At 68.3% G+C, this 25,195-nt stretch carries 28 protein-coding genes; 10 read left to right on the top strand and 18 right to left on the bottom strand.

Annotated features, from left to right (window positions below; translation table 11 throughout):
- Nucleotides 1-735: 735 nt before the first annotated feature.
- Nucleotides 736-1,494: a GntR family transcriptional regulator gene (locus ACQPYH_RS02975; RefSeq protein ID WP_432886146.1), complete on the bottom strand. Its 759-nt coding sequence runs from the start codon at nt 1,492-1,494 to the stop codon at nt 736-738.
- Between the two features lie 200 nt (nt 1,495-1,694).
- Between ACQPYH_RS02975 and ACQPYH_RS02970 the strand changes: the two genes are divergently transcribed.
- Nucleotides 1,695-2,642, top strand: coding sequence for a glutathione S-transferase family protein (locus ACQPYH_RS02970; RefSeq protein WP_432886143.1), 948 nt, complete (start codon nt 1,695-1,697; stop codon nt 2,640-2,642).
- Here ACQPYH_RS02970 and ACQPYH_RS02965 read toward each other — a convergent pair.
- Entirely contained in the window at nt 2,635-3,216 is a 582-nt protein-coding gene (locus ACQPYH_RS02965; RefSeq protein ID WP_432886140.1) for a TetR/AcrR family transcriptional regulator, read from the bottom strand. The genes ACQPYH_RS02970 and ACQPYH_RS02965 overlap by 8 nt on opposite strands.
- A gap of 49 nt (nt 3,217-3,265) precedes the next feature.
- Between ACQPYH_RS02965 and ACQPYH_RS02960 the strand changes: the two genes are divergently transcribed.
- The gene (locus ACQPYH_RS02960; RefSeq protein WP_432886137.1) at nt 3,266-3,952 is read left to right on the top strand and encodes a haloacid dehalogenase type II; all 687 of its coding nucleotides are present in this window, start codon (nt 3,266-3,268) and stop codon (nt 3,950-3,952) included.
- Here ACQPYH_RS02960 and ACQPYH_RS02955 read toward each other — a convergent pair.
- Together ACQPYH_RS02955 and ACQPYH_RS02950 are read right to left on the bottom strand one after the other, a co-directional pair.
- Nucleotides 3,934-5,223, bottom strand: a complete 1,290-nt coding sequence (locus tag ACQPYH_RS02955) for an SLC13 family permease (RefSeq protein WP_432886134.1) — start codon at nt 5,221-5,223, stop codon at nt 3,934-3,936. The genes ACQPYH_RS02960 and ACQPYH_RS02955 overlap by 19 nt on opposite strands.
- A gap of 16 nt (nt 5,224-5,239) precedes the next feature.
- The gene (locus tag ACQPYH_RS02950) at nt 5,240-5,686 is read right to left on the bottom strand and encodes a CBS domain-containing protein (protein ID WP_432886131.1); all 447 of its coding nucleotides are present in this window, start codon (nt 5,684-5,686) and stop codon (nt 5,240-5,242) included.
- A 251-nt stretch (nt 5,687-5,937) separates the two neighbouring features.
- On the opposite strand from ACQPYH_RS02950, the gene nhaA reads away from it, so the two are divergent.
- The 3 genes from nhaA to ACQPYH_RS02935 all read left to right on the top strand — a co-directional run bounded on the left by nhaA (nt 5,938) and on the right by ACQPYH_RS02935 (nt 8,574).
- Complete coding sequence (gene nhaA, locus ACQPYH_RS02945; protein ID WP_432886128.1) at nt 5,938-7,152, top strand: Na+/H+ antiporter NhaA; 1,215 nt, start codon at nt 5,938-5,940, stop codon at nt 7,150-7,152.
- 52 nt (nt 7,153-7,204) lie between these two features.
- On the top strand, nt 7,205-7,648 hold the full coding sequence (locus tag ACQPYH_RS02940; RefSeq protein ID WP_432886125.1) for a phage holin family protein: 444 nt from the start codon (nt 7,205-7,207) through the stop codon (nt 7,646-7,648).
- An 80-nt stretch (nt 7,649-7,728) separates the two neighbouring features.
- Nucleotides 7,729-8,574: an alpha/beta fold hydrolase gene (locus ACQPYH_RS02935; RefSeq protein WP_432886122.1), complete on the top strand. Its 846-nt coding sequence runs from the start codon at nt 7,729-7,731 to the stop codon at nt 8,572-8,574.
- On the opposite strand, the gene ACQPYH_RS02930 is transcribed toward ACQPYH_RS02935, so the two are convergent.
- From ACQPYH_RS02930 to nth, 6 genes are read right to left on the bottom strand one after another with little or no spacing between them, the layout of a single operon-like run.
- The gene (locus tag ACQPYH_RS02930) at nt 8,543-9,178 is read right to left on the bottom strand and encodes a hypothetical protein (protein WP_432886119.1); all 636 of its coding nucleotides are present in this window, start codon (nt 9,176-9,178) and stop codon (nt 8,543-8,545) included. The two genes, ACQPYH_RS02935 and ACQPYH_RS02930, sit on opposite strands and share 32 nt — an antisense overlap.
- 1 nt (nt 9,179) lies before the next feature.
- Nucleotides 9,180-9,677, bottom strand: coding sequence for a SigE family RNA polymerase sigma factor (locus tag ACQPYH_RS02925; RefSeq protein ID WP_432886116.1), 498 nt, complete (start codon nt 9,675-9,677; stop codon nt 9,180-9,182).
- Between the two features lie 42 nt (nt 9,678-9,719).
- Nucleotides 9,720-10,892, bottom strand: a complete 1,173-nt coding sequence (locus ACQPYH_RS02920) for a MarP family serine protease (RefSeq protein ID WP_432886113.1) — start codon at nt 10,890-10,892, stop codon at nt 9,720-9,722.
- A complete protein-coding gene (locus ACQPYH_RS02915) occupies nt 10,889-11,665 on the bottom strand; it encodes an NUDIX hydrolase (RefSeq protein WP_432886110.1) in 777 nt (258 codons plus the stop codon). The genes ACQPYH_RS02920 and ACQPYH_RS02915 overlap by 4 nt, the downstream gene beginning before the upstream one ends.
- Nucleotides 11,662-12,261, bottom strand: coding sequence for a TlpA family protein disulfide reductase (locus ACQPYH_RS02910; RefSeq protein WP_432886107.1), 600 nt, complete (start codon nt 12,259-12,261; stop codon nt 11,662-11,664). Before ACQPYH_RS02910 ends, ACQPYH_RS02915 begins: the two co-directional genes overlap by 4 nt.
- A complete protein-coding gene (gene nth / locus ACQPYH_RS02905) occupies nt 12,258-12,908 on the bottom strand; it encodes an endonuclease III (protein WP_432894318.1) in 651 nt (216 codons plus the stop codon). The genes ACQPYH_RS02910 and nth overlap by 4 nt, the downstream gene beginning before the upstream one ends.
- Before the next feature lie 259 nt (nt 12,909-13,167).
- On the opposite strand from nth, the gene ACQPYH_RS02900 reads away from it, so the two are divergent.
- Nucleotides 13,168-13,845: a Crp/Fnr family transcriptional regulator gene (locus ACQPYH_RS02900; protein WP_130445909.1), complete on the top strand. Its 678-nt coding sequence runs from the start codon at nt 13,168-13,170 to the stop codon at nt 13,843-13,845.
- Here the strand turns inward: ACQPYH_RS02900 and ACQPYH_RS02895 are convergent, their stop codons facing one another.
- Genes ACQPYH_RS02895 through ACQPYH_RS02880 form a run of 4 tightly spaced genes read right to left on the bottom strand, consistent with a single transcriptional unit; the run spans nt 13,846 to nt 16,118 of the window.
- Complete coding sequence (locus ACQPYH_RS02895) at nt 13,846-14,607, bottom strand: MBL fold metallo-hydrolase (RefSeq protein WP_432886104.1); 762 nt, start codon at nt 14,605-14,607, stop codon at nt 13,846-13,848. It lies immediately after the preceding gene.
- The gene (locus ACQPYH_RS02890; RefSeq protein ID WP_432886101.1) at nt 14,604-15,491 is read right to left on the bottom strand and encodes an NUDIX hydrolase; all 888 of its coding nucleotides are present in this window, start codon (nt 15,489-15,491) and stop codon (nt 14,604-14,606) included. Before ACQPYH_RS02890 ends, ACQPYH_RS02895 begins: the two co-directional genes overlap by 4 nt.
- Before the next feature lie 7 nt (nt 15,492-15,498).
- The gene (locus ACQPYH_RS02885) at nt 15,499-15,960 is read right to left on the bottom strand and encodes a RidA family protein (protein ID WP_432886098.1); all 462 of its coding nucleotides are present in this window, start codon (nt 15,958-15,960) and stop codon (nt 15,499-15,501) included.
- Nucleotides 15,957-16,118 carry a DUF4177 domain-containing protein gene (locus ACQPYH_RS02880; RefSeq protein ID WP_130386959.1) on the bottom strand — a complete coding sequence of 54 codons (162 nt, stop codon included), beginning with the start codon at nt 16,116-16,118 and terminating at the stop codon, nt 15,957-15,959. Before ACQPYH_RS02880 ends, ACQPYH_RS02885 begins: the two co-directional genes overlap by 4 nt.
- A gap of 84 nt (nt 16,119-16,202) precedes the next feature.
- On the opposite strand from ACQPYH_RS02880, the gene ACQPYH_RS02875 reads away from it, so the two are divergent.
- From ACQPYH_RS02875 to ACQPYH_RS02860, 4 genes are all read left to right on the top strand, one after another.
- On the top strand, nt 16,203-17,153 hold the full coding sequence (locus ACQPYH_RS02875; RefSeq protein ID WP_432886094.1) for an ArsA-related P-loop ATPase: 951 nt from the start codon (nt 16,203-16,205) through the stop codon (nt 17,151-17,153).
- On the top strand, nt 17,150-18,271 hold the full coding sequence (locus ACQPYH_RS02870; protein WP_432886091.1) for an ArsA family ATPase: 1,122 nt from the start codon (nt 17,150-17,152) through the stop codon (nt 18,269-18,271). The genes ACQPYH_RS02875 and ACQPYH_RS02870 overlap by 4 nt, the downstream gene beginning before the upstream one ends.
- A 149-nt stretch (nt 18,272-18,420) precedes the next feature.
- The gene (lon, locus tag ACQPYH_RS02865) at nt 18,421-20,712 is read left to right on the top strand and encodes an endopeptidase La (RefSeq protein WP_432894316.1); all 2,292 of its coding nucleotides are present in this window, start codon (nt 18,421-18,423) and stop codon (nt 20,710-20,712) included.
- A 192-nt stretch (nt 20,713-20,904) separates the two neighbouring features.
- Entirely contained in the window at nt 20,905-23,244 is a 2,340-nt protein-coding gene (locus tag ACQPYH_RS02860) for a penicillin-binding protein (RefSeq protein ID WP_432886088.1), read from the top strand.
- 46 nt (nt 23,245-23,290) lie between these two features.
- Here the strand turns inward: ACQPYH_RS02860 and ACQPYH_RS02855 are convergent, their stop codons facing one another.
- From ACQPYH_RS02855 to ACQPYH_RS02840, 4 genes are all read right to left on the bottom strand, one after another.
- Nucleotides 23,291-23,731 carry a hypothetical protein gene (locus tag ACQPYH_RS02855; RefSeq protein WP_432886085.1) on the bottom strand — a complete coding sequence of 147 codons (441 nt, stop codon included), beginning with the start codon at nt 23,729-23,731 and terminating at the stop codon, nt 23,291-23,293.
- Nucleotides 23,732-23,749: 18 nt separating this feature from the next.
- Nucleotides 23,750-24,160 carry a DUF2690 domain-containing protein gene (locus ACQPYH_RS02850; protein ID WP_432894314.1) on the bottom strand — a complete coding sequence of 137 codons (411 nt, stop codon included), beginning with the start codon at nt 24,158-24,160 and terminating at the stop codon, nt 23,750-23,752.
- 293 nt (nt 24,161-24,453) lie between these two features.
- Complete coding sequence (locus ACQPYH_RS02845; protein WP_432886082.1) at nt 24,454-24,882, bottom strand: hypothetical protein; 429 nt, start codon at nt 24,880-24,882, stop codon at nt 24,454-24,456.
- A gap of 3 nt (nt 24,883-24,885) precedes the next feature.
- Nucleotides 24,886-25,194 carry a hypothetical protein gene (locus ACQPYH_RS02840; RefSeq protein WP_432886080.1) on the bottom strand — a complete coding sequence of 103 codons (309 nt, stop codon included), beginning with the start codon at nt 25,192-25,194 and terminating at the stop codon, nt 24,886-24,888.
- Between the last annotated feature and the right edge of the window lies 1 nt (nt 25,195).

The raw sequence follows: 25,195 nt of genomic DNA, 5'->3' as shown, positions 1-25,195 counted from the left end.
CCGCGGTCTCCGGCTGCCGCCGGGGTTTCCGGCTATCGCCGGCAAGTGGCGGGCTGGCGCCCGCGGTTCGCTCGCGGCGCTCGCGAGTGAGCGCCTAGGCCGGCGTCCCGTCGTGAACGCGATCGTGGTGAAGCCGATCGTGGGGCAGGCGTCCGGGAGCGGGCGGGGCTGCGAAGCACGCGCGGGACGGGCCAGTCCCCCCGCAGTCGCCCGGCGAACAAGACGCCGAGCTAGCAGTCACACGCGAGCGTCAGCGAGCAGAACGCGGCGGCAGCCCGCAGATCGCGACGCCTGCCGGACACCCGGCGATAAGCCGGCAACCCGGCGGCAGCCGGAAGTCCCGGCGGCAGCCGGAAGTCCCGGCGGCAGCCGGAAGTCCCGGCGATAGCCGGAAAGGAATGTTCCGGGCGATGAGCCCGGGGGTGGGTGGGCAGCGCGCGGAGCTGCCGCGCCGAGGAGCGCAGCGACGAGAGGCGGCCGCGTAGCACGCGGGGCTGGTCCCACTCCCCGCCACCGCAATCAACAAGCACGCGGGACGGACCAGCTAGCAGTCGACCGCGGGCGGTAGCCCGCAACACCCGGCGATAGCCGGAAAGGATGCACCGGCGGTAGCCGGGGGGTGGGCGGGTTGCGCGCGAAGCAGCCGCGGCGACGAGCGGAGCGAGGAGTGGCGGCTGCGTAGCGTGCGGGGGCTGGCTGCCAGCACGCGAGGGGCTGGCTACCTTCCCCGAGACCTCAGGTGGCGCGGTAGGCGACTGTGATGTCGTAGCGGTCTGAGCGGTAGACCGAGCGGCCGAATTCGATGACCTGGTCGGTGGCGGTGCGGGGGGCTGAGGTGATGATGAGGCAGGGGGTGGAGTTGTCGATCTCCAGGAGTTCGGCGTCTCCGGGCTCCGGTGGGGCGGCGACGATGGAGGCGGAGACCATGCCGAGGGTTACGCCGTACCGGGTGGAGAGTTCGGTGTAGAGCGACTTCTCGGCGAAGTCGATGTCGTCGAGGCCGGGGTAGCGCTGCAGGGAGAGGGCGGTGCGTTCGATTGCCATCGGGTCGCCGTCGGCGGTGCGGAGGCGGATGAGGTGCAGGACGGGGGTGCCGATCGGCTCTTCGAGCTCGCGGGCCAGGTCCTCGTCGGCGGCGCCGACGCGGTGTTCGAGGACCTTGGCGCCGGGCTGGATGCCGCGGTTGATCATGTCCTGGGTGAACGACGAGGCGAGCATCCGCGACGGGCGGGGCTCGGAGACGAAAGTGCCGCCGCCGGGGCGGCGGTTGGCCAGGCCCTCGGCCACGACCCGGTCCACTTCCTGCCGGACCGTCATCCGGGCCACGCCGAAGCGCTCGGCCAGGACGCGTTCGGACGGCAGCACGGTGCCGACGGCCAGCGAGCGGGTGAGGTTCTCCAGAATCTCGCGAATCTGGTCACCCTTCGGACGATCGGTCCGCAGCTCGGTAGGGAGCTCGGCGAGATCGCCGGGGTTGTTCCGTGGGCGGGCCATGAGCTCAAGTATCCCTGGGAATCTGCCCGGCAAACCGGTTGCCGGGGTACGCGGGCCGCGGTCAGTCGTACCGCGCAAGACGCTCGTGACCACTTTGTCCCGAACGACCTTGTCAGCCCGACTGTAACGTCCTGTGCCGTCTCACGGCCAGTGACGATCCACAGGCCCAGCCAATTCGCAGCAGGGGTAGTTTTATCGTTATGGCCTCGGGACAGTTCGTGCAGGAGACGTCATCGGCAGGCGAATGGAAGCGGCAGGGCAACAGATTCACCGGCCGGATCACCCGAGACTCCGCCTCGCGGCCGGGCGAAGGCCCCGATGATCAAGGTCGCTGGCCGGTCGAGCCGGGGCGGTACCGGCTGGTCGTGAGCCTGGCCTGTCCGTGGGCGCACCGGTCCGTCATCGTCCGCCGGCTGCTCGGCCTGGAGGACGCGATCAGCCTGGCGATCGTCGACCCGGTCCGCGACGAGCGCGGCTGGCGGTTCACCCTCGACGCGGACGCCACCGACCCGGTGCTCGGCATCAAGTTCCTCTCCGAGGCGTACCTGCGCACAGACCCGTCGTACGACGGACGCGTCACCGTGCCGGCAATCATCGACACAAACACCGGCGACGTGGTCACGAACGACTACCCACAGATCACGCTCGACCTCTCCACCGAGTGGACCGATTTCCACAAGCCCGACGCCCCACAACTGATCCCGGCCGAGCGCCAAGAGATGGACCAGTTGATCGACGAGATCTATCGCGACGTGAACAACGGCGTCTACCGCTGCGGTTTCGCGACCAGCCAGGAGGCGTACGACGCCGCGTACGACGCCCTGTTCGCGCGTCTCGACGTACTCGAGGAACGGCTGCAGGACCGTGAGTACCTGCTCGGTGACACGCTCCGCGAGGTGGACATCCGGCTGTTCACGACTCTGGTCCGCTTCGACGCGGTGTACCACGGGCACTTCAAATGCAACCGGCAGAAGCTGACCGAGTTCCCCAACCTGTGGGCGTACGCGCGCCGCCTGTACCAGCGCCCCGGCTTCGGCGAGACCGTCGACTTCGACCAGATCAAGCGGCACTACTACGTCACCCACCACAACATCAACCCGACGGGCATCATCCCGAAGGGCCCCGATCCGCGCGTCTGGATCAGCTAGCCAGCGCAGCCAGTGCCGCGGTGACCGCCGACCTGAGCTGGGCCCGCGTCGCACCGGATCGTGAACGCAGGTTCACCGCGTACGCGAGCAGCGTCAGCAGCTCCGCCGCGCCCGCAACCTCGACCCCGGACCGCAACTCCTCGTTGCTCTGAGCAACCGTCAACGCAGCTGCCAGCGAATCCCGCAGTACGGCGTGATGCTCCGCGAGCACCGTCCTTACGGCGTCCGGCGGGTTCTCGGCGTTCGCGTTCGCCATCATGCAGCCCCACCCGGCGTACTCCCCCGACAGCCGCATCCGCAGCAGCCGATCGAAGAATGCCCGCACCGCCGCCAACCCACGGCCGTCCGCAGCCAACTGGTCGAACATCGGCCGCGACCGGTGCTCGAGGTACCGGCGTGCAGCCGCCGCATAGAGCGAGTCCTTGCCGCCGAAGGCGTTGTACAGACTCGACCGGCTCAGCCCGGTCGCCGCGACCACGTCCTGGATCCCGGTGGCCGCGCTCCCACGACGCCAGAACAGTTGCTCGACCGTGGCCAGCGCTTCCGCCTCGTCGAAATGTTTGACATCCGCCATACCCGGCATCATATCTTGGAACGACCGATCCAAGATATGAGGAGTCGTGATGATCGACGTACTGGTGCTCGACGTCAACGAGACCCTGACGGACATGGAGCCGCTGCGGGACGGGTTCGAGGCGGTGGGCCTACCCCGGCACAGCCTCGACGCGTGGTTCGCGGCGACGCTGCGGGACGGGTTCGCGTTGACCGCGGTCGATGCGTACGCCGACTTCCGCGAACTCGCCGCCGAACTCCTGGAGGCGCAGCTCATCGCCGTCGGGATCGAGCCGAACGACGAGACGGTCGCGAGCGTGCTCTCCGGATTCACCCGCTTGCCGCTGCACCCCGACGTCCAACCGGGACTGCAAAGGATCCATGGGGCCGGCATCCGGATCGTCACGCTGACGAACGGGTCGGCGGCGATGTCGAAGCAGGTCTTCGAGAAGGGCGGGATCATGCCGTACCTCGAGCAGCGCCTCGGAGTCGCCACACCCCAGCGCTGGAAGCCGCACGCGGACGCCTACCGGTACGCCGCCGAGGTCTGCGGGGTGCCCGTGGAACGGATGGGGCTCGCCGCGGTCCACCCGTGGGACATCGACGGCGCCCGCCGGGCCGGCCTTCAGGGGTTGTACGTCGACCGGCGCGGAACGCCGTACCCGAAGTCGTTCCTCGCACCGGACGTCGTCGCACCCGATTTCGAAGCGCTGGCCCAGAAGCTCACCGCGGATGGCCTTCAGGAGAAGGCGAAGTAGCGCAGCCAGAGGTACGGCGCGGCGACCAGGATCGTGATCGCGGTCATCACCACGCCCTTGCGGGTGAACGCCCAGAAACTGATCGGTGACCCGGCCCGTAGCGCGAGGCCGATCACCACGACGTTCGCGCTGGCGCCGACCGCGGTGGCATTGCCGCCGAAGTCGGCGCCGATCGCGAGCGCCCACCACAGCGCGTGCGCCTGCCCGGGATCGGCGATCCCTTTGGTCAGCTCCAGTACGACGGGACTCATCGTGGCGACGTACGGAATGTTGTCGATCACGCCGGACAGGATCGCCGAGACGACCAGGATCAGCATCGTGGCCAGCAGGGCGTGCCCGGAGATGACCGAGCCGAGCCGATCCGCGAGGTTCGCGATCACCCCGGTCTTCACGAGCGCGCCGACCATCACGAACAACCCGGCGAAGAACAGCAGCGTCTGCCACTCGACCGCGGCCATGTAGTGCCGGGTCGGCACCTTCGAGATCAGCACCAGCACACCGGCGCCGAGCAGCGCCACGATCGACGGCTCGATGTTGAGGAACGAGTGCCCGACGAAGCCGACGAACACGACCAGCAGCACGGCCCCGCTCTTGATCAGTAGCGTGCGGTCCTCGATCGCCTCCCGCTCGTTCAGCCGCATCACATCGTTCACCCGCTCGGGGTCGACGGCGAACGAGCCCTTGAACAGCCAGGGCAGCACCAGGCAGAACACCACCAGCTCGATCACGACCAGCGGCGTTAGGTTCAGCAGGAAGTCGTTGAAGGTCAGTCCCGACTTGCTGCCGATGATGATGTTCGGCGGGTCACCGATCAGGGTCGCGGCGCCGCCGATGTTCGACGCCATCACCTCGGCGATCAGGAACGGGACCGGGTCGATCCCGAGCCGGTCACAGACCAGCAGGGTGACCGGTGCGATCAGCAGCACCGTGGTCACGTTGTCCAGGAAAGCGGACGCCGTCGCGGTGATCAGGGTCAGCAGGATCATGATCCGCAACGGCGATCCCTTGGCCCGCTTGGCGGCCCAGATCGCGACGTACTCGAACACCCCGGTACGGCGGAGCACGCCGACGATCACCATCATCCCGAACAGCAGGAAGATGACGTTCCAGTCGATGCCGGTGTCCGGGGAGTAGAACGCGTGCTCGGAGTCGGTCACCCCGAGCGCGAACAGCACCCCGGCCGCGCCGAGTACGGCGAGCAGCTTGTGCGTCCATTCGGTCGCGATCAGCACGTAGGCGATCACGAACACCGCGACCGCGACGACCGTCATCCGGCCGTCCCGTGGGTCAGTGCGGAGTGACGGCCAGCTCGAGCAGGCGGGACGCGGTGACCGCGCCGAGGATGTGCCGGTCGCGGACGACGACCACCAGCGGGCTGCGCAGCCGCGCCATCACGGCGGCGATCTCCAGGATCGTGTCGTCGTGGTTGACGACCGGGATCTCCCGCGGTTCGTCCGGCAGCAGCTTGCGGACGGTGAGACCGGCCAGCTTGTCCGCGACCCGATCGGCCAGCGACTCGTCGATCACCCGGGCCAGCGAGGGGTCGTCCTGCACGTACGACGGGACCAGGAAGCGGACCACCTGCGAGGCCGGCAGCACACAGCACGGGCTGCCGTCGGCCTGCGCCACGATCAGCCCGGGCAGCCGGTGCGACGCCAGCAGCTCGACCGCCTGACGGGCGTCGTCGTCCAGCCCGACCACCGGGAAGTCCTCGGCTATCTGCTCTCCGCGCACGCTCGCAGCGTACGCCGGGTCCGCGTGGTCCGGTGATGTCTCTCACAGGGCTCTGGCACCTCTCGGGCAATCGCAGCGGACTCGTACCCCGGATCTGGGCACGAGTTTGCCGACCAGACTTCCCGGCGCACCGGGCCCAACCCTGCCGCAACAAGCTGCCACGGGCAAACACCAACCGTTAGGATGAGGGCTGGTGCGCCGGGAAGTCTGGTCGGCAGTCCGTCCGACCGACCCCGAATGAAGGGCCGTCCATGAGCGAGCACCCACGGATCCGGCAACGCAAACGCGCCTTCCCGCGCATCCTCGGCAGCGAGCGTGCCTTCCTCGCCGACACGTTGCGCGCCGAGACGACCGGCGGGTTGCTGCTGCTCGCGGCGGCCGTCATCGCGCTGGTCTGGGCGAATTCGCCGTGGCAGGACGCGTACCACCACCTCCGCGACGCGCAGCTCGGCCCGCTGACGGTCGAGGCCTGGGCGTCCGACGGGGCCCTGGCGTTGTTCTTCTACCTGGCCGGTGTCGAGCTGAAGCGCGAGCTCGTCGTCGGAACCCTGTCGAAGCTCAACGAGGCAGTCGTCCCGGTGGCCGCCGCGATCGCCGGAATGGTGCTCCCGGCAATCATCTACCTGATCACCAACCTGGTCGCGAAAGACGGCAAACCGCACGGCTGGGCGGTGCCGACCGCAACAGACATCGCGTTCGCACTGGCTGTGCTCGCGATCGTCGGGTCGTCGCTGCCGAGTGCTCTGCGCGCGTTCCTGCTCACGCTGGCGGTGGTAGACGACTTCGGCGCGATCCTCGTGATCGCGGTGTTCTTCTCACACGGCTTCCACCTGCTCTCGCTGCTCGCCGCGATCGTCCTGATCGCGCTCTGGTACTTCCTCCAGCGACGCCGCGTCCGTACGCCGTTCCTCTACGTACCGATCGCTCTCGCGACGTGGTGGTTCATGCACGAGTCCGGCATTCACGCGACGATCGCCGGCGTCGCGCTCGGGCTCGTCACCCGCGTCGTCGCCGATCCCGGCGAGAAGCACGCCCCTGCGGAGCGGATCGAGCACCGCCTGCGGCCGTGGTCCGCGGGCCTCGCCGTACCGGTGTTCGCGCTGTTCGCAGCGGGCGTGACGTTGAGCGGGTCCGCCGTACGGCAGATGCTGACCGACCCGGTCGCGATCGGTGTGGTCGCCGGGCTACTGGTCGGCAAATCCATCGGCGTGTTCGGCGGGTCCTGGCTGACCGCACGCTTCACGCGGGCCGAGCTGAACTCCGACCTGGCCTGGCGAGATGTCGCCGCGGTTTCCGTGCTGGCCGGTATCGGTTTCACGGTCGCGCTGCTGATCGCCCAGCTCGCCTTCGGATCCGATGCTGCGCAGGTCGAGCGCGCCAAGGCCGCCGTACTGGTCGCCTCGGTGCTGGCCGCGTTGATCGCGGCGCTCCTGCTGGCTCGCCGAAACCGCGCGTACGCCGATTGACCACGGGTACGGACTGTAGTGTCGGGTCACGGACGTGTGGGAAGGAGTTGCGATGTCGATGGGGCAGAACGGGGACGGGCCCACGGTCGGCCAGCTTGTCGCGAATGCCAGCAAGGAACTGTCCAGCCTGGTCCGCAGCGAGGTCGAGCTCGCCAAGACCGAGCTGAAGAAGACCGCGATCGCGGCCGGGACCGGCGCCGGCATGTTCGCGGCGGCTGCATTCCTGGCGCTGCTCGCGGTCATCCTGCTGAGCATCGCCGCGGCGTACGGTCTGACCGCCGCCGGTCTGCACCCGGCCATCGCGTTCCTGATCGTGGCCGGCGCCTACCTGCTGATCGGCGCGATCCTGGTCTTCATCGGGATGCGCGCACTGAAGAGCGCGAAGGGTCCGGAGCGGACGATCGAGACCTCGAAGCAGTCGGTCGAGGTGCTCAAGGCGATCGGCAAGGGCGACGAGGAGCACGCGGCCTTGCCTGAGCCGGGCGTACGGCGCTGAGCCCGGCGGGAGTCGTCGACCTGCTGGTCGACGGCCCCTGGTCGCACTCACTGGTCGCGGCCAACGGGGCCCGGTTCCATGTGGCCGAGTGCGGCGCGGCGGACGACCCGCTCGTTCTGTTCCTGCACGGCTTTCCCGAGTTCTGGTGGGCCTGGCGACACCAACTGCCGGTGGTCGCGGCCGCCGGCTACCGCGCGGTGGCGATGGACCTGCGCGGGTACGGCGCCAGCGACAAGACGCCCCGCGGATACGATCCGTACACCGCGGCAGCTGACGTCTCCGGCGTGATCCGCTCTCTCGGTGCCACCGACGCAGTGGTCGTCGGGCACGGCTGGGGCGGCTTCATCGGCTGGTCCGCCGCAGTACTCGCACCCCGGCAAGTCCGCGGACTGGCCGCCGTGTCGGCGCCACACCCGCTCGTGCTGGCCCGCGCCGGCCGAGCCAAGGCGTTGAGCCGGACGGCATGGTTCCAGCTGCCGATCTTTCCGGAGCGGCGGCTGCTGGCGCAGGACGGCATCCACATCGAGGGCCTCCTTCGCGCCTGGGCCGCGCCGGACGCCTCCTTCCCCGACGCGGAGGCGGCTCGCCGCTACCGGGCAGCACTCCAGGTCTGGCCGGCGCCGCACTGCGCCCTCGAGTACCACCGCTGGTTCGCTCGCTCACGGCTACGCCCGGACGGCCGCAAGTACTCACACAGGATGCGTACGCCGGTCGCCGTACCCGTGCTGCAGCTCCACGGCGCACAGGACACCGCCATCTCCCCCACAGCGACCACTCCGCCGCAACTGGTCACCGCACCCCTGCGCTACGAGCTGATCGCCCCAGCCGGCCACTTCCCCCACGAGGAGACGCCGGACCTGTTCAACACGCTGCTGGTCGACTGGCTGCGCGGTGTCAGTTCCCCCACTGACCCAGGTTCGCGGTGACGACCCAATCCTGACCCTTGCGCTCGATCTTGTACTTCGCCGTCTCCGCCCGCGTGCAGCCGTAGAAGATCCCGACGCTGACCTCGAGATGACCGCTCTTCTCGACCACGTCACTGACCTGAAGCACAGCCGCTCGGGGGTCGGGACAGGTCACCGCGGCCGGCGAAGGATCGTCGTCCGCGAACTGGAGCGGCACCGTCGGGTGCACGATCGCGCCCATCAGCTTGCGCTGTTGCCCGGAGATCGACGGGCCCTTCCGCAGATGGTGGTTCCCGACGTCGGACAGGTCCATCACGATCGCCTTCGTCCAACCGGTCTTCGGCTCGTCCTTGCGGACGATCGTCTCGATCGCGAGCGCCCAGACCCGCGCGTCCCGGCTGGTGCGATCGGCGGCGGTCGCGGCCGGCTCGACCGGATCCGGTGCGGCGGCGCGATGGACGCCGTACAGGACCCCGGCGACGACGGCGAGAACCGTGGCGGCGAGCAGGACCGGCGCCCGACGCGCGCGCCTGGTTTCCTCGGGCAGTTGATCGGCGAGGTCCTCGCGCTCGGTGAAGGTCTCGCGGAGCAGGACGCCGAGTTCGTCGTCGGTCAGCCTGGACATGTCAGTTCTCCTCCTCGGCGGGCAGGTTTTCGCGCAGGGTCGCCAGCCCGCGGGCGGCGTTCGACCGGACAGTGGCAGGTGCGACGCCGAGGATCTCGGCGATCTCGCTGTCCGGCAGGTCCTCGTAGTACCGCAGCACCAGGACGGCGCGTTGTTTGCGGGGCAGGCCGGACAGGAGTTGCCAGGTGGCGTCGCGTTGAGCCTGCCGGGCGCTGAGGTCTTCGGTGGTCGGCCGCTCGATCGGCTCGGCGAGCGGTACCTCGCGGTTCTTCAGGAGACGGCGCCAGCTGAGGTACTCGTTCACCACCATCGTGCGGAGATACGCCTCAGGGTGTTCGAGTACGCCGATCTGGTCCCAGCGGCGATGTGCGCGCGCGAAGACCGCCTGGACCAGATCCTCGGCGGTGTGCAGACTGCCGCTCAGCATCAGCCCCAGCCGCAGCAGCCGGCGTTCGCTCGACTGCACCAGTTCATCGAAGGGGAGCGCCTTCGTCGTCACCGTCACACCCCTTCAATGCGGCGTACGGCGGATTCTGCTGCATCAGGTGCAGGACTGGGTGGAGACCTCTTGGGTTGCGGTGGTGCCGGTGCGGGCGTCGGTGGAGACTTGTTCGGCGGTGAGGACGTAGCCGGTCCGGTTGTCTTCGACCGAGGCGGCGAAGACCACGCCGTACACCGTGCCCTTGGAGGACAGCAGCGGGCCGCCGGAGTTGCCGGGGCGGACCGAGGCCCAGATCGAGAACGCGTCGCGGGTGACGGTCTTGTCGCCGTAGATGTCGGGACCGCGGAGCCGTTCCTCGGAGCGGATCCGGGCCGGCTCGGAGTCGAACGGGCCGTTCTCCGGGTAGCCGAGCACGACCGCCGAGTCGTCGGCCTTACCCGCGAAGTCGAAGGTCAGCGGCTGTTCCTTCAAGTTCGGCACGTAGAGCACCGCGATGTCGGTCTCGGGGTCGAACACGACGACCCTGGCGTCGTACTTCTTCCCGTTCACCTCGACCGATGGCGAGCTGACCCCGGCGACGACGTGCGCGTTCGTCATCACGCGCTGCGGTGCGTACACGAACCCGCTGCCCTCGAGGCCGCGCGAACAACTCGCGACCCCGGTCACCTTCGCGATCCGCGTGTACGCCGACCGCACCGGCAGCTGCCGCGCGATCGCGCTGTCCGGCGGCTGCGTCTCCCGGATCCGCTCCGGCACGAACGGGTCGAGGAACCGCGGGAACAGATCGGTGTTCACCACGTCGTTGAACGACTGCAACGCGCGATCGGCGCTGTCCGGCAGGACCTCGTCGACCTTCGCCAGCACCTGCGACCCGCGGACCGCCGACGTCACGCTCGGGATCCGTGCGCCGCTGACCGCGACACCGAGCACCCAGGCGACGATCAGCACGGAGGCGGCGGCCAGCGCGGCGCCACCGAGCGCGTCGAGGAACCGGATCGGTTTCCAGGACAGCCGGTTGCGCACCCTGGTCCCGACCATCGCCCCGAGCATTCGCCCGAGCGCGGCCAGTCCCACCACCAGCACCAGCGCCGCGAACGACACCGTCACGCTCGGTGAGAAGTGGTCCAGGATCTTGGGGACGCCCCAGACGCCGATCGCGGCGCCGCCGAGCAGGCCGAGCGTGGCGCAGGCCCCGAGCACGAACCCTTCGACGTACCCCGAGATCGCCACCAGTGCCGCGGTGCCGAGCACCGCCCAGTCGAGCCAGCTCATTCCACGCCTTCCGACTTGTCACCGTGCGCCTTGTGCTCGCCGCCGAGATCGTGCTCGATGGCGGTCATCCGCCGCACGTCCTCGGGCCGTCGCCCCTCGCTCCGCCAGGCCGCCTCGACCAGTCGGTCGGGCAACGGTACGACGACCGAGGGGTCCCAGTCGCGGCGCCATCCGCCGAGAAGGAGCAATTTATCCAGCAAGCCGGCCGTGAATCCCCAGATGTAGAGGTCGTCGACGACGAACGCCGGCCCGGTGAATCCGGACGGGTGCACGCAGCTGATCCGGTTCGCCGGGTCGGCGAGCGCGCTGATCGGCACCTCGTGCACCGACGCGACCTCGGCCGGGTCGACCACCGCGACCGGCGACGGCTCCCGCCACCACGCGAGCACCGGCGACACCCCGAAGTTGCTCACCGGCACCCAGAGCGCCGGCCAGATCGAGAACGGTACGACGCCGGCCGGGTCCAGCCCGGTCTCTTCCTCGGCCTCGCGCAAGGCGGTGCGGACCAGACCCTCGTCACCGGTCCCGTCCTCGGGATCGGCGCCGCCGCCGGGGAACGCCATCTGCCCGGCATGACTGCGCAACGTCCACGCCCGCTCGGTCAGCAGCACCTCGGGCCCGTCGTTGCCCTCAGCAAGCAAGATGAGGACGGCGGACTTGCGCACCGACGGATCGTCCGGCGGCAGGAAGCGGGACAACTGGTTCGGGTCGACGTCATCGGACGCCTTCGCCAACGGATGCAGCCAGTCCGGGATCTCCACATCGAACGTCATCGCGCGTGCTCCTCCACCAGCTGATCGAGCTGCTGCTGCGAGGTGAGTACGCCGCGATGCACGAAGGCGACAGCGCCGTCAGAGTCGATGAAGGCGGTCAGCGGCGGACCGCCGATCTTCAACGCACGCTGGATCGCCTTGTCCCGGTCGACGACGTGCGGATACGTCAGCCCTTCGTCGGTCGCGAACTTCACCGCCAGCTCCGGCCGCGGGTCGTCGTAGTCGATCCCGAGCATCTTGACCGTCCCCGCCTTGGCCAGCTCGGCCAGGTACGGCGCTTCGTCGCGGCACGGACCGCACCACTGCGCCCACACGTTGATCACGAGCGGACCGCGGAGGTCGGCGAGCCGGATGTCCGGGCCGCTGCCCAAACACGGCAGGCTGACGTCCGGTAGACCGTTGGTCGTCGGCGGTTTCGAGGGCGTCGACGGACACGCCATCAGCTTGTCCGAGCCTGCGACCGGGGTCGCTGTCGACGTGGCTCCCGGCTTCTCCGTGCCGCACGCTGCCAGCAGGATCGCGAGCGCGACGCCCGTCGCCGCACAGACCAGTGGCCGGCGGCGGGACGTCGTACGCGATCGTGCCGGGAGGTTCACGCCGGGACCTTCACCAGCTTCGCGGCGACCTCGGGGTCGGTCGGGCCGGTGCCGTACGACGGGCACCACTGGGCGATCGGGCAGGCACCGCAGGCCGGCTTCTTGGCGTGGCAGCGGCGGCGGCCGTGGAAGATCAGCCGGTGCGACAGCATCGTCCAGTCCTTCTTCGGGAAGAGCTCGCCGATGATGTGCTCGACCTTGACCGGGTCCTCCTCGGCGGTCCAGCCGAACCGGCGGACCAGGCGGCCGAAATGCGTGTCGACCGTGATCCCCGGGACGCCGAAGGCGTTGCCGAGGACCACGTTGGCCGTCTTCCGGCCGGTGCCGGGGAGCTTCACCAGCTCGGTCAGCTTGCCGGGCACGACACCGTCGTAGTCGTCGACCAGGGCCTGGCCGAGCTTGATCACGCTGTTGGTCTTGGCCCGGAAGAAGCCGGTCGGCTTGAGGATGGCCTCCATCTCGTCCCGGTCGGCCTCGGCGTACGCCAGGGCGGTCGGGTACTTCGCGAAGAGCGTGGGGGTCACCTTGTTCACCGTGACGTCGGTGGTCTGGGCCGACAGGATCGTGGCCACCAGCAACTCGAGCGGGGTGGCGAAGTCCAGCTCGCAGTGGGCGTCCGGGTAGGTGTCGGTGAGCACCTTGTGCATCTTGCGGGCCCGGCGGACGAGCTGGGTATGGGTCTCGTCGACGACCACGGGGGCCTTGCGGGGGAGGTTCAGCGAGACCGTCGGGAGGGCTCCCGGGACTGGTTCCGCGACACGCGGGGATGGCATGGAGGCAAGCCTACGTGGCGGTGCCGACACCCGAGGGGCTACGGTTTTGTGGCGACCGGGTGTGAACGACCCGGTGCCGGACGGGGCAGATCCCCCGCCCGCAGTCGTGGTCGAAGGTCCTAGGAGGCCCAAAGTGGATGCCGCAGTGCTCCGACAGGCACCGCTGTTCAGTCAGCTCGACGACGAGGCGGCCGACGCCCTGGCCGCATCGATGTCCGAGAGCCGGCTGCGGCGCGGCCAGGTGCTGTTCCACGAGGGCGACTCGGGTGATCGGCTGTTCGTCGTGGTCGAGGGCAAGGTCAAGCTCGGGCGTACGTCGGCCGACGGCCGGGAGAACCTGATCGCCGTGCTCGGCCCGGGCCAGATGTTCGGCGAGCTGTCGCTGTTCGACCCGGGACCGCGGTCCGCGACCGTCACCGCCGTCACCGACGCCCAGCTGATGTCGCTGACCCATGACGAGCTGCTCCGCTGGCTGGACGGGCGCCCCGCGGTGGCCCGCGGCCTGCTGCTGCAGCTGGCCGGGCGACTGCGCAAGGTCTCCGACGTGGTGGCCGACCTGGTCTTCTCCGACGTGCCGGGCCGGGTCGCCAAGGCCCTGCTCGACCTGGCCAGCCGGTTCGGGCGCACCGCCGACGACGGCGTACACGTCCACCACGACCTCACCCAGGAGGAGCTGGCCCAGCTGGTCGGCGCCTCCCGCGAGACCGTGAACAAGGCGCTGGCCGACTTCGCCTCCCGAGGCTGGGTCCGCCTGGAGCCGCGCTCCGTCGTACTGCTCGACGTCGACCGCCTGCAGCGGCGGGCGCGCTAGCTAGCGGTTCAGGTAGTCGAGCTGGGCCCGCACCGAGCGTTCGGCGGCGGGCCAGAGGGTCTTGTCCACGTCGGCGTAGACGTGTTCGACGATCGCCTCGGGCGTGGTGTGGCCCTCGGCGACGGCCGCGCGGACCTGGTTCAGGCGTTCCTCGCGGTGGTCGAGGTAGTAGGTGAGTACGGCGGCGGGGTCGTCGATGACGGGCCCGTGGCCTGGCAGCAGGCGCGCCACGCCGGCCGATGAGTTGGCGAAGGCGCGGAGGCTGTTCAAGGAGTCGAGGTAGGGGCCCAGGGCACCATCCGGGTGCGCGACGACCGACGTACCGCGGCCGAGGACCGTGTCGCCGGTCAGCAGCGAGCCGTCCTGCGGCAGCCAGAAGCAGACCGAGTCGAGCGTGTGGCCGGGCGTCGGCAGGACCTCGATCCGCAGGCCGTCGGCGGTGATCACGTCGCCTTCGGACAGCCCGTGGGCGTGATCGGTCGGGATCCGGAAGGCTGGATCCACGGCCCGTACGCCGCAACCGGCCCGGTTGGCGAACCAGGCAGCGCCCTCGGAGTGGTCCGGGTGTTTGTGCGTCAGCAGTACGACGGCCACCTTGCCGGCCGCCTCCAGGACCGCGGTGAGGTGCTCCTCGAGCATCGGGCCGGGGTCGACGACGACCGAGCGCTCCCCGTCCGGCGCCTTGAGGATCCAGGTGTTGGTCCCGTCCAGCGTCATCGGGCCGGGATTGTCCGCCCGCACGAGCGTCGCGTACTCGGTCATGTCGTCTCCAGATAAGCCTGATCGCCGTCGATCCGCACAGTCGGCATGATCGTCCGGATCTCACGGTCGCCTGCACCGGCCAGCACCTCGGCGACGTCGTCGTACTGCGTGAGGTCGCGGCAGCACAGGTACGTCGGGGGCAGCATGAGCGTCTCGCCCGCGTCGACCGCGGCCACCGCGTCTCCCGGCCTGACCCACGCGACCTGATCGGACTCGCTCGTCACGTCCCGGGTCAGCTGACCGGTTGGGAGCGCGGCGACGAAGAAGGCGGTGTCGTACCGCTTGGGCTCGAACTCCGGCGTGATCCAATGCGCCCACGCGCGGAGCAGATCCGCGCGGAGGACGAGCCCGCGGCGCTGGAGGAAATCGGCGAACGTCAGCTGTCCGGCTTCCAACGCCACCCGGTCGGCCTCCCAGTCCGCGCCGGTGGTGTCGCCGACCACCGTCTCGCTCGACGGGCCGGCGAGCAGGACGCCCGACTCCTCGAACGTCTCACGGACGGCGGCGGCGACATACGCCGCCGCCAGCTCCGCAGAGCACCCGAGCCGGGCGGCGAAGTCCTCCGGCGGCGGACCCGACCAGGAGCCGGCGATCGCCGAGTCGGCCGGATCGACCCGCCCGCCCGGAAACACCGTCATCCCAGCCGCAAACGCCATAGTCCGCTGCCGCCGCAACAAGTAGACCTCCGGCCCAGAGGCGAATCCCGCCGCCGACTCCCCACCACCGGCTCCTGCCGCCGGCTCTCCGCCTGCTGGCGGTGTGTCGCGGAGGAGGATGACGGTGGAGGCGGGGCGGGAGGTGACCGGCGTACGACCAGCCCGGACGTGCTCGAGGGCCGTCTCGGCCATCCGGCCGGTCATCAGTTCGGACTTCAGGTCCCGCACGATCGGGTTAACCGACCTCGACGATGAGTTCGACCTCGACCGGGGCGTCCAGCGGCAGGACCGGTACGCCGACCGCGCTGCGGGCGTGCTGCCCCGCCTCGCCGAAGACCTGGCCGAACAGCTCGGAGGCGCCGTTGGCGACCTGCGGCTGACCGGTGAAGTCGGGCGTGGACGCGATGAACACGACCGCCTTGACGATGCGCTTCACGTTCGCCAGGTCGCCGATCTCGGCCTTGACCGCGGCCAGCGCGTTCAGCGCGCACTGCTGGGCGCACTCGCTGGCGACCCCGGCGCTGACCTCGCCGCCGACCTTGCCGGTGGCGATCAGCGTGCCCTCGCGCAGCGGCAGCTGACCGGACGTGTAGACGAGGTCACCGGTCCGGACCGCCGGGACGTACGCGGCGACTGGCTTGGCCACGTCGGGCAGCTTCAGGCCGAGCTCGGCGAGCTTCTCCTCGGGGTGGCTCATTTGTCCTCGATCTCCCGCTTGAAGTAGGCGACCAGGTTCTCCGGGTTCATCCCCGGGACGACCTGGACCAGCTCCCAGCCGTCCTGGCCGAAGTTGTCCAGGATCTCCTTGGTCGAGTGGACCAGCAGCGGCGCGGTGAAGTACTCGAACTTCTTCATGAAGGGGACTCTACTGATACCTTCCCCGCCCCACCGCCCCGGTCAGGAACGGTGTGCTCTGGGACACGTCCTACCCTGGGACCTATGGCGCGACTGCACGTGGTCACCGGTAAAGGGGGGACCGGGAAGACGACTGTTGCGGCCGCGATGGCTCTTTCGCTGGCCGACGAAGGTCAGCGGGTCCTGCTCTGCGAGGTCGAGGGCCGCCAAGGACTCGCCCAGCTGTTCGACGTACCTCCCCTGCCGTACGTCGAACGCCGGATCGCGCAGGGCCCCGGCGGCGGTGAGGTGTTCGCGCTGGCCGTGGACGCCGAGGCCGCGCTGCTGGAGTACCTCGACATGTACTACCACCTCGGCCGCGCCGGGAAAGCGCTGGAGAAGGTCGGCGCGATCGACTTCGTCACCACGATCGCCCCGGGGCTCCGCGACGTACTGCTCACCGGCAAGGTCTACGAGGCGACCCGCCGCAAGGCGCACGGGCGGCTCGCGTACGACGCCGTGGTGCTGGACGCCCCGCCGACCGGGCGGATCGGACGCTTCCTGAACGTGAACCACGAGGTCGCCGGACTGGCCAAGGTCGGACCGATCCGCAACCAGGCGGACGCGATCATGGGCATGCTGCGCTCGGACGTCACCCGCGTCCACCTGGTCACGCTGCTCGAGGAGATGCCGGTCCAGGAGACGCTGGACGCGGTCGAACAGCTGGAGAAGATCGATCTGCGGATCGGGTCGATCGTGGTGAACATGGTCCGCAACAGCCCGCTCGACGATGACGCGCTTGCCCTTGCGGTGAAGGAGAAACTGCCCACCGCCGAGCTGACGCGAGGCCTCAAGGCGGCCGGGATCACGATCGGCGCCGACCTGGTCGAGACGCTCGCGACCGAGGCGCACGACCACGCGATCCGGGTCGGGCTCGAACGCGAGAACCGCGACCGGATCGATGCCCTGGGCAAGAAAGTCGTCGAGCTGGAGTTGCAGCCCGAGGGTATCGACCACGGCGCCCTGTTCGACCTGGCCGAGGAGTTGCGCGCATGACAGAGCTCGATCTGGATGCGCTCATCGACGATGCGGGGACGCGGATCATCGTCACGTGCGGTGCGGGCGGGGTCGGCAAGACCACCACGGCCGCGGCGCTGGGGCTGCGCGCGGCGGAGCGCGGGCGGAAGGTCGTCGTACTGACGATCGACCCGGCGCGGCGGCTCGCGCAGTCGCTCGGGCTGACCGAGCTGGACAACACCCCGCGCGCGGTGGCCGGGGTGAAGGCCGCGAACGGCGGGCGGCTGGACGCGATGATGCTCGACATGAAGCGGACGTTCGACGACGTCGTCCTGCAGCATGCAACGCCCGACAAGGCCGAGCAGATCCTCGCGAATCCCTTCTACCAGGCGCTTTCCTCGTCGTTCGCGGGGACGCAGGAGTACATGGCGATGGAGAAGCTGGGCCAGCTGCACCAGCAGGCCGAGCAGACCGGCGACTGGGATCTGATCATCGTCGACACCCCGCCGTCGCGGTCCGCGCTGGACTTCCTGGACGCGCCCGAGCGGCTGGCATCGCTGCTCGAGGGCCGCTTCCTCCGGTTGCTGCTGGCGCCGGCGCGTGGGCCGTTCAAGCTGATGTCGGCCGGCGTGAGCATGGCGATGTCGGTGCTCAACAAGGTCCTCGGCGCGCAGGTGCTGACCGACGTACAAACGTTTGTCGCCGCGTTCGACACGTTGTTCGGCGGGTTCCGGCAGCGGGCCGAGCAGACGGTCGCATTGCTGCGGGAGCCGCACACCTCATTCCTCGTGGTGGCCGCCCCGCAGAACGATGCGCTGCGCGAGGCGTCGTACTTCGCCGAGCGGTTGCGGGCCGAGGGAATGCCGCTGGCCGGCGTCGTGCTGAACCGGGTGACGAACTCGCAGGCCACGGAATTGTCGGCGGAGCGGTCACTGGCTGCAGCCGAGAAGCTCGAGGAAGCGGACAAGTCGCCGTTGACGGCCGCAGTACTGCGGTTGCACGCGGACAAGATGCAACAGGTCGTGGGCGACCACCGCCGCGCCGACCGCTTCCGCCGTGGCCACCGCGCGATCCGGACCGTCGAAGTGCCGGCCCTGGCCGACGATGTGCACGACCTGACCGGTCTACGCCAGATCGGCGACCTGCTCACCGCGTGATTCGTTTCACCCTCAGCGAACGCCGGGAATTACTTGCTTACACCCATGGTTGAGCCTGTCAGACTCAACTTGGAAAAGGGTGTGACAGCGTGACCGATACGTTGAATCTTCCGGTACTGCCGCTGGACGACGTCGTGGTCCTGCCGGGAATGGTCGTGCCGGTCCGACTCGCCGACAGCGAGGCCCGGGCGGCCATCGACGCCGCGCAGGCCGCGGGTCAGGACCAGGTGCTCCTGGTGCCACGGCTGGACGGTAAATATGCCAAGGCCGGAACGCTCGGTGAGATCGAGCAGATCGGCCGGCTGCCGGGCGGTGCCCAGGCGGCCGTGATCCGCGGGACCCAGCGGGTCCGCATCGGCGCCGGGACGACCGGACCGGGTGCGGCGCTCTGGGTGGGCGCGACGGTGATGCACGAGATCACCGACGACCGCTCCGTCGAGCTGGCCCGCGAGTACAAGACTCTGACGACCTCCGTGCTGCAGCGTCGCGGTGCGTACCAGGTCATCGATTCCATCAAGCAGGTCGACGACCCCTCCGAGCTGTCCGACCTGGCCGGCTACGCGTCGTACCTCAACAACGAGCAGAAGTCCTGGCTGGTCGAGAACGCGAACGTGTCCGAGCGGCTCGAGAAGCTGATCGGCTGGGTGAAGGACCACCTCGCCGAGCTCGAGGTCTCCGAGACGATCCAGAAGGACGTCCAGGAGGGTATGGAGAAGCAGCAGCGGGAGTTCCTGCTGCGCCAGCAGATGGCCGCGATCCGCAAGGAACTGGCCGAGCTGGACGGTAAGGCCGAGTCCGAGGAAGAGGACTACCGGGCCCGCGTCGAGGCGGCCGACCTGCCGGAGCACGTCCGCAAGGCCGCGCTCTCCGAGGTCGACAAGCTCGAGCGGACTGCCGAGCAGTCTCCCGAGGTCGGCTGGATCCGTACCTGGCTGGACACCGTTCTCGAGCTGCCGTGGAACGAGCGGACCGAGGACAGCTACGACATCCGCGAGGCGCGGGCCGTGCTGGACGCGGACCACGCCGGTCTGGACGACGTGAAGCAGCGCATCACCGAGTACCTGGCCGTACGGCGTCGCCGCGCGGACCGTGGTCTCGGAGTGGTCGGCGGACGCCGCAGTGGCGCCGTACTGGCCCTGGTCGGTCCTCCTGGTGTGGGTAAGACCTCGCTGGGTGAGTCCGTGGCCCGTGCGATGGGACGGAAGTTCGTCCGGGTCGCTCTGGGTGGTGTGCGGGACGAGGCCGAGATCCGCGGTCACCGGCGTACGTACGTCGGTGCGCTGCCGGGCCGGATCGTCCGGGCGATCACCGAGGCGGGTTCGATGAACCCCGTCGTACTGCTGGACGAGATCGACAAGGTGGGTGCGGACTACCGGGGCGACCCGACGGCCGCGCTGCTGGAGGTCCTGGACCCGGCGCAGAACCACACCTTCCGGGACCACTACCTGGAGGTCGAGCTGGACCTGTCCGACGTGGTCTTCCTGGCCACTGCGAACGTGCTGGACTCCATCCCGGCGCCGCTGCTGGACCGGATGGAACTGGTGCAGCTGGACGGGTACACCGAGGACGAGAAGGTCATCATCGGCCGTGACCACCTGCTCCCGCGTCAGCTGGAGCGGGCGGGCCTGACGGCGGACGAGGTGTCCATCGAGGACTCGGCCCTGCGGGTACTCGCGGGTGAGTACACCCGGGAGGCCGGCGTACGGCAGCTGGAGCGGTCGATCTCCCGCGTACTGCGGAAGGTGACGGCGAAGCTGGCTCTGGGCGAGGAGCTCGGCGCGCTGACCATCGGCGGCGACAACCTGAAGGAGTACCTGGGTTCGCCGAAGTTCACTCCGGAGTCGGCCGAGCGTACGGCGCTTCCGGGTGTGGCGACCGGACTGGCAGTAACCGGTGCGGGTGGTGACGTGCTCTTCATCGAGGCGTCGCTGGCTGACAAGGAGACCGGCCCGACCGGAGTCACGCTGACCGGACAGCTCGGTGACGTGATGAAGGAGTCGGCGCAGATCGCCCTGTCGTACCTGCGCTCACACGGTGCGGAGCTGGGGCTGCCGGTAGGCGACCTGGCCGAGCGCAACACTCACATCCACGTACCGGCCGGTGCTGTCCCGAAGGACGGCCCGTCGGCGGGTGTGACGATGACGACGGCGCTGGCGTCGCTGCTGTCCGGACGGCCGGTCCGTTCGGAGGTCGCGATGACCGGTGAGGTGTCGCTGACCGGACGGGTGCTCCCGATCGGTGGGGTGAAGCAGAAGTTGCTCGCCGCCCACCGGGCCGGGCTGACCACGATCCTGATCCCGAAGCGGAACGAGCCGGACCTGGAGGACGTGCCCGCGTCCGTGCTCGCGGAGCTGACCGTTCACCCGGTGAGCGACGTCCGCGAGGTGCTGGAGCTGGCCCTGGAGCCGGCCGAGGTACAGGCGCACCAGTACGCCGCGTAACGCAGTACAGATCGAGGGCCCGAGCGCGATGCTCGGGCCCTCATTCTTTTGGATGAACTTTGTCCAGCCAGTGTGACTGAAGTCATACGCGCAGCGGTAACCCAAACAGCGCATCCCGTAGTCTCTATAACCATGCGCGTCAGGGAAAAGGGTGACCGGGGAGTCGTCCAATCTGTGGTTCTGTTCCTTGGGGTGAGCGTGCTTTCGGGGGCCCTGGCCGCCGGTCTCGCCATCCCGTTCGCCGGCCTCGCCGGGTTCACCACAGAGAAGACATCGACCACTCTGCAAGACCTGCCGCAGCAGTTCGACGAGGTGCCGCTCAAACAGAAGAGCACCATCCTGGCCGCGGACGGATCCGTGATCGCGACGCTGGCCGAGCAGAACCGGGTGCCGGTCAAGCTCGCGCTGGTCGCGCCGATCATGCAGAAGGCGATCGTCGCGATCGAGGACGACCGGTTCTACGAGCACGGCGCGCTGGACCTCAAGGGCACGCTGCGCGCGCTGCTGCAGAACCAGTCCGCCGGTTCGGTGCAGCAGGGTGGTTCGAGCATCACCCAGCAGTACGTGAAGATCAGCCTGGTCGAGAAGGCGAAGACGCCGGAGGAGGTCGCTGATGCGACCGCCGACAACTACCAGCGCAAGGTCGCCGAGCTGCGGTACGCGATCGCGGTCGAGAAGCAGTACTCCAAGCAGGAGATCCTGGAGAAGTACCTCAACCTCGCCAACTTCGGCGACGGCGCGTGGGGCATCCAGGCCGCGGCCCAGCACTACTTCTCGGTGAACGCCTCCCAGCTGACGCTGCCGCAGGCCGCGATGCTGGCCGGCCTGGTGAAGAACCCGACCGGCTACGACCCGACCAACAACGCCAAGCGCGCCAAGGACCGCCGCGACGTGGTCATCAAGCGGATGCTCGAGCTCCACGTCATCTCGGTCTCCCAGGCCAACTCGGCGCTGAAGACGCCGGTCATCAACCCGGCCAAGGTCCGCTCGAACAAGCTCGGCTGCGGCAACGGCCCGTACCCGTTCTACTGCGAGTACGTCGTCTCCGAGCTCGAGAACAACACGGCGTTCGGCAAGACGAAGACCGACCGCGCGAACTACCTGAAGACCGCCGGCCTGACGATCCGGACGTCGCTCGACCCGAAGATCCAGGCCGACGCGCAACGCTCGATCGACACCCACTCGAAGCCGACCGACCAGGCGATCGCGGCGATCACGATCGTCGAGCCGGGCACCGGTCTGGTGAAGGCGATGGCGCAGAGCCGCAAGTACGGCAGCAAGCGCGGCCAGACGGCGTACAACTACAACGCACCCAAGACCTACGCGGGCGGGTTCGGCGGATTCCAGAACGGCTCGACGATGAAGGCCTTCACGATCGCGGCGGCGATCCAGAAGGGGATTCCGCTCACCTACAAGATCAACTCGCCCAGCCCGCTGCCGCTGGGCGGCACGAAGTTCAGCACCTGCAACGGCACGGTGAAGACCCCGGACGACTACTCGCCGAAGAACTCGACGTCGAACGTCCCGGATCCGACGATGATCCAGGCCGCGCAGAAGTCCACCAACACCTACTTCCTGCAGCTTTCGCAGCGGACCGGCTTGTGCCCGATCGCCAAGATCGCAGCCTCCCTGGGCATGTACAACGCCCAGTCGCTGGGACCGCTGCAGCAGGTTCCGTCCATGACGCTGGGCGTCGACCTGGTCACCCCGCTGCAGCTGGCCGGCGCGTACGCCGCCTTCGCCGCGCGCGGCATGTACTGCAACCCGTGGGTGGTCACCTCGGTGAAGGACTCGGCCGGAAAGTCGATCAACACGCGCGGCGCGGACTGCAAGCAGGCGCTGGCACCGGAGGTCGCCGACGGCGTGAACGCGGTCCTGCACCAGGTCATGGAGCCGAACGGCACCGGCGGCAAGCTGAAGTTCGGCAATAGCGACCTGGCCGGTAAAACCGGAACCATCAACGATGCCAAGGCTGTCTGGTACGCCGGTTACTCGACCAGGCTCGCCGCGGCCGCCACGGTGGCCGACGCCTCGCTGCCGTACTCGCCTCTGCAGGGTCAGACGCTGAACGGTCACGGCATCCACGACCCGACAGGTTCCGGCACCGCCGGTCCGATCTGGGAGGCCGCGATGAAGGCCGCCCTGCAGGGTTACCCGACCACGCACTTCGTCGCGCCGTCCGACAAGATCCAGCGCGGCGACGTGAAGAGCCTCCCGTTCGTCAACGGCATGAACCCCGACGACGCCGCAAACAAGCTCCGTCAGGCAGGCTTCGACGTCGCGATCGCCAGCGGCACGGTCAACTCCGAGGAGACCGCCGGCACGGTCGCCTACACCGACCCCCGCCAACGCGACGGCGCCCCCGACGGCTCCCTGGTGACGATCTACGTCTCCAACGGCAGCAAGAAGAACGATCCGAAGCCACCGCAGAACACGACCAAACCGCCGGGCGGTCCGACCACCATCAACCCGAACTGCCCACCGTGGAACCCGAAGTACCCCAACTGCGGCGGCGGCCGCGGCCACGGGTAGACGACAAAGGGCCTCGTCCAACCGGACGAGGCCCTTTGTCATTCCATCAGCGGAACACCCAAGGTGTGTACAAGTCCGAATATCCCGGTGAATAGTCGTTCCACACGGCCCGGAAGTACCACCCACGTGGCATCATGTTCGTCCACTCTTTGGTCTCTTCAGGGCAGAACTCCTGGGACAGCCGTGCCTGCACGATGTGATCGCTCCGCGACCGCTCGATCTGTACAGCGATGCACTGGTCCAGGGGAGGCGCAAGCGAGACTGCCCAGGCAGCTTGGCACGCCGGCGAGTACAAGATTTGCAGGTCGGGGCTCCATCGCGGGTCAGAGATCAACCGCTGATCGGCCGTGCACCCCATCGAAACAGGCCCTTTGTTGTAGCACGACTCTCCGACGCAGCCGACTGCGCTGGCTGTCTGGGAAGTCACAACCGTCAGACCGGCAACGGAGCAAATCATCGCTAATGCAGCACTCAGGTGTTTCTTCATCGAACGCCTCCTTCAAGATCACGGACAGAGAGACCGATCAGATAGCTTCGAAGTGGTCATTTTGCATCCCGAGCCATAACCTGTAGCAAATGCGCAGAATCTCTCCCACGGATACGCCTGAGAGGTCGTTTTCGTCCAGCTTGACCCAGCGGGATTAGAGGTATAAACAATCCTCGTGACGGGAGTGCCATTGGCATCGTAGACACCACCTGCAATGTAGGCATATGTACCGTTACCGCCTCCGGACTCTTTCGGATGGATGCGCGTCCAGAACGCGTGGAAACTCGGCGACCACCTGAGTTCCACCAAATACAAGCTATAGGTCGCCAACAAGTCCGGCTTCGTGACGGCATCGTTCGAACAGCCGATGGTTTCCGGGTCGAGGCCGCCACATGCGGCATAGGTACACGAAGCCGCCTGCGCCGGCACTGCGTTCAAGGCCGAGACCGTAACTACGGCGCCTGACTGTTGAAATTTCCGTCACCAGGGTCTTTCGGACACGCGCCATCCTTTCCCTGATGTTGACCAGTGTCGTTTGACAAGAGTGATCCGCGTCAAACCTGGAGAATGAGATCGCACGGACCACCTGGCAGACGGACGAGTAGACATAGGTCTCGTTGCACCTATCAGAAGCACCTCCAGGAACCGCACGGTTCACCTCACAGAACATCGACGGAACGTGACCAGACCTACAGGGTGCCGGAGAGAGGCATTAGTGAAGGTCAACGAAAGACCCACGGCGTATAGAAGTCGTCCTGAACCGGGTCGTTGTACACGGCACGGAAGTACCAGCCCTTCGGGAACATGTTCGTCCAGTCGGAGGCTTCCTCGGGGCACAGTTCCTGGGTCAGCCTGCCTTGGACGATCCGGTCACTACGTGCTCGTTCGAGATCGATGGAGACACAGTGATCCCACGAGGAATCCGTGAAAGCGATCGCCCAGACCGCCTGACACGCAGGCGAGTAATAGACCTGAAGGCTCCAGCCGCTGTTGGCTATCGAGCGCTGATCCTTGGTGCATCCCATCGACACGGGTCCCTTGTTGTAACAGGACTCGCCGACGCAGCCGACTGCGTACGCGCTTGGAGCACCGAGCGCGAAGACGGCGGTGATCATCACCGCACCTGCTGGAAGCACTTTCAGGAATCGCATTGTTCACCTCACAGGACGTGGACGGAACTTCTTCAGGTGTCTGGCCTCGATTGCGAGGCGCACAGTTGCCAGCGCGAGGCCCGGGACGCAGGCGACCAGCCAGAACTGCTTGGAGTCGGTGTTGTCCAGGACGTGCGACAGCGCGATTGCTGCCAGCACGATCGGAACCGCAGCGAGAATCGTCAGCCTGAGCAGGTACTTCCAGCGCACCGCCGGCTCGGCGAGCGCGTTGCAGCGCGCTCGCCGAACCGGAACGCAGGCCAGCAGCAGACCCGGCACCGGCACACTCAGGATGTAGAGCCAGAGCGCCACG

The organism is Kribbella sp. CA-245084, assembly GCF_050942355.1.
In the GTDB taxonomy this organism is placed as follows: Bacteria; Actinomycetota; Actinomycetes; order Propionibacteriales; family Kribbellaceae; genus Kribbella.
The sequence above is the reverse complement of the archived record's forward strand: the minus strand, read 5'-3'. Positions and strand labels throughout refer to the sequence as shown.

What these genes read in the sequence shown, in the direction of transcription:
- ACQPYH_RS02975 (WP_432886146.1), bottom strand. Translation starts at nt 1,494, where the DNA reads ATGGCCCGCCCACGGAACAACCCCGGCGATCTCGCCGAGCTCCCTACC.
- ACQPYH_RS02970 (WP_432886143.1), top strand. Translation starts at nt 1,695, where the DNA reads ATGGCCTCGGGACAGTTCGTGCAGGAGACGTCATCGGCAGGCGAATGG.
- ACQPYH_RS02965 (WP_432886140.1), bottom strand. Translation starts at nt 3,216, where the DNA reads ATGGCGGATGTCAAACATTTCGACGAGGCGGAAGCGCTGGCCACGGTC.
- ACQPYH_RS02960 (WP_432886137.1), top strand. Translation starts at nt 3,266, where the DNA reads ATGATCGACGTACTGGTGCTCGACGTCAACGAGACCCTGACGGACATG.
- ACQPYH_RS02955 (WP_432886134.1), bottom strand. Translation starts at nt 5,223, where the DNA reads ATGACGGTCGTCGCGGTCGCGGTGTTCGTGATCGCCTACGTGCTGATC.
- nhaA (WP_432886128.1), top strand. Translation starts at nt 5,938, where the DNA reads ATGAGCGAGCACCCACGGATCCGGCAACGCAAACGCGCCTTCCCGCGC.
- ACQPYH_RS02940 (WP_432886125.1), top strand. Translation starts at nt 7,205, where the DNA reads ATGTCGATGGGGCAGAACGGGGACGGGCCCACGGTCGGCCAGCTTGTC.
- ACQPYH_RS02930 (WP_432886119.1), bottom strand. Translation starts at nt 9,178, where the DNA reads ATGTCCAGGCTGACCGACGACGAACTCGGCGTCCTGCTCCGCGAGACC.
- ACQPYH_RS02920 (WP_432886113.1), bottom strand. Translation starts at nt 10,892, where the DNA reads ATGAGCTGGCTCGACTGGGCGGTGCTCGGCACCGCGGCACTGGTGGCG.
- ACQPYH_RS02915 (WP_432886110.1), bottom strand. Translation starts at nt 11,665, where the DNA reads ATGACGTTCGATGTGGAGATCCCGGACTGGCTGCATCCGTTGGCGAAG.
- nth (WP_432894318.1), bottom strand. Translation starts at nt 12,908, where the DNA reads ATGCACAAGGTGCTCACCGACACCTACCCGGACGCCCACTGCGAGCTG.
- ACQPYH_RS02895 (WP_432886104.1), bottom strand. Translation starts at nt 14,607, where the DNA reads ATGACCGAGTACGCGACGCTCGTGCGGGCGGACAATCCCGGCCCGATG.
- ACQPYH_RS02885 (WP_432886098.1), bottom strand. Translation starts at nt 15,960, where the DNA reads ATGAGCCACCCCGAGGAGAAGCTCGCCGAGCTCGGCCTGAAGCTGCCC.
- ACQPYH_RS02880 (WP_130386959.1), bottom strand. Translation starts at nt 16,118, where the DNA reads ATGAAGAAGTTCGAGTACTTCACCGCGCCGCTGCTGGTCCACTCGACC.
- ACQPYH_RS02875 (WP_432886094.1), top strand. Translation starts at nt 16,203, where the DNA reads ATGGCGCGACTGCACGTGGTCACCGGTAAAGGGGGGACCGGGAAGACG.
- ACQPYH_RS02870 (WP_432886091.1), top strand. Translation starts at nt 17,150, where the DNA reads ATGACAGAGCTCGATCTGGATGCGCTCATCGACGATGCGGGGACGCGG.
- lon (WP_432894316.1), top strand. Translation starts at nt 18,421, where the DNA reads ATGGTCGTGCCGGTCCGACTCGCCGACAGCGAGGCCCGGGCGGCCATC.
- ACQPYH_RS02855 (WP_432886085.1), bottom strand. Translation starts at nt 23,731, where the DNA reads ATGAAGAAACACCTGAGTGCTGCATTAGCGATGATTTGCTCCGTTGCC.
- ACQPYH_RS02845 (WP_432886082.1), bottom strand. Translation starts at nt 24,882, where the DNA reads ATGCGATTCCTGAAAGTGCTTCCAGCAGGTGCGGTGATGATCACCGCC.